The organism is Microcystis sp. LE19-41.2A, from assembly GCF_027530405.1.
Lineage (GTDB): Bacteria > Cyanobacteriota > Cyanobacteriia > Cyanobacteriales > Microcystaceae > Microcystis > Microcystis aeruginosa.
On record NZ_JAPZQJ010000326.1, the window covers coordinates 1 to 5,420 of the forward strand.

3 protein-coding genes are annotated in these 5,420 nt (G+C 47.4%); all 3 read left to right on the forward strand.

Annotated features, from left to right (window positions below; genetic code table 11):
• The first annotated feature begins 180 nt into the window (after positions 1 to 180).
• The 3 genes from O9290_RS13605 (at position 181) to O9290_RS13615 (ending at position 5,157) form a co-directional block, all read left to right on the forward strand.
• A complete protein-coding gene (locus O9290_RS13605; RefSeq protein ID WP_288025048.1) occupies positions 181 to 2,187 on the forward strand; it encodes a PP2C family protein-serine/threonine phosphatase in 2,007 nt (668 codons plus the stop codon).
• Positions 2,188 to 2,326: 139 nt separating this feature from the next.
• A complete protein-coding gene (locus O9290_RS13610) occupies positions 2,327 to 3,376 on the forward strand; it encodes a hypothetical protein (protein WP_288059355.1) in 1,050 nt (349 codons plus the stop codon).
• A gap of 182 nt (positions 3,377 to 3,558) precedes the next feature.
• Positions 3,559 to 5,157: a SpoIID/LytB domain-containing protein gene (locus O9290_RS13615; protein WP_288059357.1), complete on the forward strand. Its 1,599-nt coding sequence runs from the start codon at positions 3,559 to 3,561 to the stop codon at positions 5,155 to 5,157.
• Positions 5,158 to 5,420: the final 263 nt, after the last annotated feature.

A 5,420-nucleotide genomic window follows, 5' to 3' on the forward strand; every position in this document is an offset into this window, starting at 1 on the left:
GTGTCAGTCTGTAGAGCGACCATAAGACCAGAACAGAGTAAATCTGTTAAGGCAGGTGCGAAAAATCCTTCGGGAAAGAAGCAGAAACCCAAATCGTGAGGTTTGGGAATCGCCGTCCGTTTACGGCGGTGAGGATGTCAATAACCTATACTAACCGAGCTTTAGGAGTCAGCAGTTTTCATGGATTCCGTGACAACCCTCCAATGTCAAAACCTAACCTGTCTATCCCCGAACGCTCTCACTAATAGATTCTGTGAAAAATGCGGTACTCCTTTAGTTAAGCGCTATTTATGGATGATGGGTGATTGGGTGAGAACCTATTATCATGTTGGCGAGCTAATTGATAATCGTTATTTGGTCAAACAACCACAAATTGTTCTTGATACTAAACCCGCTCAAGCACCCCAAGCGCCGGACGAACCTCCTAGCTGGATTTCCCTCTACCTAAAATTGTTACCCTTCCATCTCCACATTCCCCAAGTCTATGGCTATATTCCCAGTCCCGATGAACGCCTAAATATGGACATCTGGCTGTTGGAGTACGGCACTATTCCCCTCGACGAAACGGGAGAATTAATTTATCCAGAACTATTGCCCACTCTGGCCGAGGTTTGGTCGCAAGCTTCTGATTTAAGGCAAATTCACTGGTTATGGCAAATGGCCAAACTCTGGCATCCCCTTCAGAGAAAGGCTGTAGTCTCTAGTCTGCTCAACCCTTCACTGACGAGAGTGAATGATCAGCTGCTGCAATTGCTAGAATTAAGCAAAGATGAGGCCACCGCTCCCAATTTAAAAGATTTAGGAGCTTTCTGGACCGGTCTGATCCCGACGGCAGCCGCTAATATTCAAGATTTTCTCGTATCCCTGACCCAAGAGCTAGAATCCGGTGATCTCGATCGCCCGGAATCCCTGATCGCTATTCTCGATTATGCACTACAGCACTACGGTGGAGGTCAAGAACGCAGCTATGAGATTTTTACCTGCACTGATACCGGTCTGCTGCGGGAACACAACGAGGATGCCTGTTATCCCCCGACTAATCAGGCCATAACCCTCGCTCATGGTCAAAATCCCCTGGCGATTGTCTGTGATGGCATCGGCGGTCAGGAAGGGGGCGAAATCGCTGCTCAATTGGCGATCAAAACCCTGTCTAGGGAAATTAATCCCAGTCCCACCACTAATATTGAAATCTATCCCGATAGTTACAGTCTTATCCTCGAACAGGCGATTCGTGTCACCAATGATCTGATCAGTCAACGCAATGATCAGGAGTCAAGACAAGATCGTCAGCGCATGGGTACGACTCTAGTTATGGCTTTTGCCCAGGCCCAGGAAATGTACGCGGCCCATGTGGGGGATTCCCGCATCTATTGGATTACTGCCCACAGTTGTCATCAAGTGACGGTGGATGACGATCTCGCTTCCAGGGAAGTGAAATTAGGCTATCTCCTCTATTGTGATGCCATACAGTATCCCAACGCGGGGGCCTTGGTGCAAGCTTTGGGCATGAGTAGCGCCAATAATCTCCATCCCACCGTTCAGAGGTTGATTATTGATCAAGATTGTGTTTTTCTCCTCTGTTCCGATGGTTTAAGTGATTACGATCGGGTAGAACAATACTGGGACAGTGAAATTGTGCCTCTTTTGCGAGGAGAGAAAAATGTAACCGCCGTGGGGGAAAGTTTATTACAACTAGCTAACCAGAAAAACGGTCACGATAACTCCACCATCGCCCTAGTTTATTGTCGGGTAGTTCCTGCGGCTGAACCTGTCACGCCTTTAGTTTATGCTGAGGCCAAAGAACGGATTATTCCCGATCTTAATGACCAAGATTTTGATCACAGCGGGGACACCTACCCCGGAGAAGAAGTGGTGACAGCAATACCCACTCCCCCCCCTGCATCTTCTTCGGTTTCTAGTCGTACTTCTCCCCCCGCGCTCACTAGGGTTTCACCCCTAGTCGTAGTAGCGATCGCTGTCGGTGTTCTCGGTTTGCTGGCTGCGATCGCTTGGCAATTCTTGAGTCATAATCCCCCTTCCAATCCATCGATTTCTCCCGCACCCGTCACCGGTCCGAGTCCCACGACCGGGACGACACCTTCCACACCTGTCACCGATACCAATCCAGGGACGACACCTTCCCCACCCGTCACCGGTCCCACTCCCCCCAATGCTTCTCCTAACTAGGGTTTGATGAAAAAGTTGTTCGTGGGGACAGGGTGTGGGGTGTGGGGTGTGGGGTTTTACCTGACGATTAATCGGCTTGTCGGGGGTTGCCTGAGCGAGTTAAGATAAAATGCCTGATTAACTGCCGAGTCTATCATATATGGTTGATGCTGCGACGTTCCCCTCCGACACCTCCGCGATCATTGATGCCTTTGAAACGCCTCTAGAGTTTAACTTTCAACTGCCAGATCCCGAAGATGAAACCATTCAAGATCACGACTTTCAGCGACAACTGGATTCTTTTTGGAAAGTCTGCGATCGCTTTGATTTGCAAACGGAAATCTGGCGGGGGCGAATTTTGCGAGCTATTCGCGACCGGGAGAAGCAAGGCGGTGATAGTCGGGGTACAGGCTTTTTAAACTGGTTAAAACAGCGAGAAATCACTAAAAGTCAAGCTTATGCTCTGATTCAATTGGCTAATAGTGCTGATACTCTCCTGGCGGAAGGACAACTGGATCCCGATAGTATCAATAATTTTAGTAAACGCGCCTTCGTAGAAACGGCCAAATCTGCCCCCGAAATTCAAAAATTAGTCAGTGATGCGGCCCGACAAGGGGAGAGAATTACCCGTCGGGAGGTGAAGCAATTGGCCGATGAATGGACAGCGATGAGTTCAGATTTACTACCCGATGAAGTGAAAGAAAAAGCCAGCGACGGCAGTTTACCGGCGCGTCATCTCGCCCCCCTAGTGAAAGAATTAGAAAAGTTACCCGATACTCATATCGACACTCTTCGCCAAGAAATCGCCGCTAATCCCGATGTGGACACGGTAAAATTAATCACCTCGGAAGCACGCAGTTTAGCCAAATATCTCGATGCGGCGGCCCAAGTACAAACTCTCCGACGGGGTAATTTAGATATCGAAATGGCTCTAGAAGAAGCTTTGCGCGTCGATTGTCTAAATACGGCGGCGGATCTGGTTAAACAAGCCACACAATTAGAGCAAGCCGTAGCTAAACTTTATACTACTTGGAAACGTTTAGGTAGTTTGTCCGATCGCCTCTATGTGGATACGGGAGCAAGTAATCCCCATCTGCGATCGATGTTAACCTGTTTGGAAAGTTTAACCAGTGAAGTGATCGAAGTGGAACTGGATGAAGGTGGCCAGAAAATGGTACGTTTACGCATTATCAGCGATGGGGGAAGTTAGATGCTTTGTTGGTGGTTGGATGTTGGGTGTTGGGGTTTGAGGGTGTTGGGGTTTTAGGGTTTTAGGGTTTTAGTGGAAATTCCCCTATCCCCCCCCATTACCCTATTCCCCTAACGGCTTGCTGCTATAATCTCTGAATATCCTCAACTTTTATGAAAACTTATTAACAGATACTTGACTTTATGCTAAAAATCAAGGAAAAAAAACAAATAATTAGCATCGGTTCCATAACTGCGGCGATCTTGCTCAGTTTAACCCTAATTCCTGCCGCTATAGCCAAGGATGTCCTTCTGAGAGTGGGCATTGTCCAACGTTTTGGCGATGAAGCCAAGGAAAAATTAACCCTGGGCAGTACCAATGGTGATCATCTCACCCTGCGGGTGCTGGGAGAAGATGGCCAATCCCAAACCCTGCAAACCAATCGCCTACAATTAGAAGTTATTCCCCGTCCCCTCGCTTCTCCCATCCTGCAAGAAAAAGTCATTTTGAGCGACCACGCCACCTTTGAAACCGCCGAAAATAGTGCCAAAAATTGGGCAAAAATGGGCATTAAAGTGGAAATTACCCAACCCGGACGCTGGCAGGTCTGGGCAAAGCGAGAAGTTTATGAAAATCCCCTAGTGCGACGTTGGTTGCTGACCAGTTTGCAAGCCAAAGGCCACAATCAACCCTATATTAATAGTGTTTTACTCAAAGAAAAGCCGCAAGTTTCTTTCCAGATCAACGGGGTGCGCTATTTTCCCAAAGAATTAGAAATCGAGAGCCAAAAAAACCTGATTCAAGTCACCCATAGCCCCGATCAGTTACGTTTGTACGGGGGAACTATGCGCCTACAGCCCAACGCCTACGGCACTTTTACCCTAGTTAATAACGTTCCCCTCGAAACCTACCTGCGCGGGGTTGTACCCCACGAAATCGGTCATGATGCCCCGGAAAGCGCCACCCAAGCGCAAACTATTATCGCCCGTACCTACGCCCTCCGCAATCTCCGCCGTTTTCAAGCCGATAATTACGAACTCTGTGCCGATACCCATTGTCAAGTTTATTATGGATTGACGGGAACTAATCCCCGGGCTGATCAAGCGATCGCGTCCACGCGAGGCCTGGTTTTAACCTACCAAAATGAGTTAGTGGATGCCCTTTATTCCTCTACCACCGGCGGAATAACTGCCCTCTTTAGTGATGTTTGGGATGGGGAGGAAAGACCTTATCTCCGGGCAGTGGTGGACTCCCCCAATCGAGTCTGGGATCTCTCGAAACAATCTCTCGCTAATGAGACAACTTTTCGCCAGTTTATTAATCTTAAAGATGGTTTTAATGAGACGGGCCGACGGGTTTTTCGCTGGCAAAAACAAGCTTCTTTAGCTGATTTGAGTCAAGACCTAGAAACCTATCTAAAACGCAGAAAACATCCCCTCGCCCACTTCCAGCAAATCCAATGGATGGAAGTGACTAAGCGCTCTCCTTCCGGTCGGATTCTGACTATGACTATTCAAACCGATAAGGGGATTTTGGAACTGCATAAAAATGAGGTGCGTAGTGCTTTGGGACCGCCTCGCAGTACCCTATTCTACATCGATCCTATCTACGATACCAATCGACAGATCCAGGGTTATAACTTTATTGGTGGCGGTTTTGGCCACGGGGTAGGATTAAGTCAATTTGGTTCCTATAATTTAGCCCGTTTGGGTTGGTCTCCCGAACAAATTCTCGCTTTCTATTATCCCGGCACCACCATTCAACCTCTCAATAATTCGATTGTCTTTTGGCGAGGAAATTAATCAGTTATCAGTTATCAGTTTCTGAAGGCAATAGGCAATAGGCAATAGGCAAGAGAAAGGCTCTGACAATTCTCCTACCTAAAAAGAGGATTAGAAACTAAGTAAATCAAATGTTTGACTAAAATTTACCGAAATTTTGGGTTAAAGCCCCGTCCTTTTAGGACGGCTTTTTAAACTATAGCTTGTTAACTTAACTTTTATTGTGCTATACTGATTTTATCTAAGTAACCCGTGCGTAAAATGTTTGTCTTAGAGTTTAAAGT

What these genes read in the sequence shown, in the direction of transcription:
- O9290_RS13605 (WP_288025048.1), top strand. Translation starts at nt 181, where the DNA reads ATGGATTCCGTGACAACCCTCCAATGTCAAAACCTAACCTGTCTATCC.
- O9290_RS13610 (WP_288059355.1), top strand. Translation starts at nt 2,327, where the DNA reads ATGGTTGATGCTGCGACGTTCCCCTCCGACACCTCCGCGATCATTGAT.
- O9290_RS13615 (WP_288059357.1), top strand. Translation starts at nt 3,559, where the DNA reads ATGCTAAAAATCAAGGAAAAAAAACAAATAATTAGCATCGGTTCCATA.